Annotated in this window: 2 protein-coding genes; both read right to left on the minus strand. The window is 61.6% G+C overall.

The genetic code is table 11. The features are described from left to right. A partial coding sequence (locus AC0L3D_RS36775) for an ATP-binding protein (RefSeq protein ID WP_473647543.1) occupies positions 1-239 on the minus strand: 239 nt, incomplete at its 3' end. 12 nt (positions 240-251) lie between these two features. Continuing rightward, on the minus strand, positions 252-860 hold a 609-nt coding region (locus tag AC0L3D_RS36780; protein WP_473647544.1), incomplete at its 5' end, for a Mu transposase domain-containing protein.

Raw genomic sequence — 860 nt, forward strand, 5'->3', positions numbered from 1 at the left:
CGTGCGGCGCGGAAGTCGGCATTCTCGATCTGCGCGTCATGGCGAAGCTTGGCAGCCCTGGCGCGAGCCTCGAAACGCTTCTGGCGGCGTATGGTCGCCTCGCGTTCGAGCAGCATGGCAAGCCATTCGCCGTGCTCGAGGCCGCGCACTTCGGACTGTGCGTCGAGTTCCTGGAAAGCGGTTGCCATGCCGTAAAGGCCGAGCTCTCGCAGCATGTCGATGGTGGGATTGATCAGCATGGGTGGATCTCCTCAATGAAAGTAATCAGGGCCACGCAGATTGGCGTGATCGACGATGGCGGTTGGTTCGGTGGAATGGCGTGCGGCTTTGTGGTTGGCGATGAGCGAAGCGATGCTCTTGCAGTTCAGGCCACCGATCTCGACAGCGCGGGCTGACACGGCTTCGGCCCGATTGCGATCGATGTCGCGAAACAGACGTAGGATGCCCAGACATGTTCGAAAGCCCTGCTCGGGATGCGGACGGCTGGCGAGAATTGCGATGACCAGACCTTCGGTCTGCGGCCCGATCGACGTGGCCCAGCGCCGAAAGCGCTCCGGCGTCCATTCGGCATAGCGCCGGTGGGAACTGGGCATGTGATCCGGATCGGTTCCATGGCGAGGACCTCCATAGCGGCGCTGATGCACCGCGACGCGCTTGCCGCGGTGGAAGATCTCGATGGTGCGTGCCGTTGCTCTCAGATCGACCTGCTGACGAATGAGGCTGTGGGGCACGGAATAAAAGAAGGTCTTGAACTCGACATGATAATCCGTCGAGACGCGGGCCAAACGCCATTCGGCAAACTCGTAATCCTCCAGTGGAAGACTGGCCAAAGCCGGGCGCTCGACGGTCTCGAAGAGCTG

The organism is Mesorhizobium sp. WSM4837 (assembly GCF_055811435.1).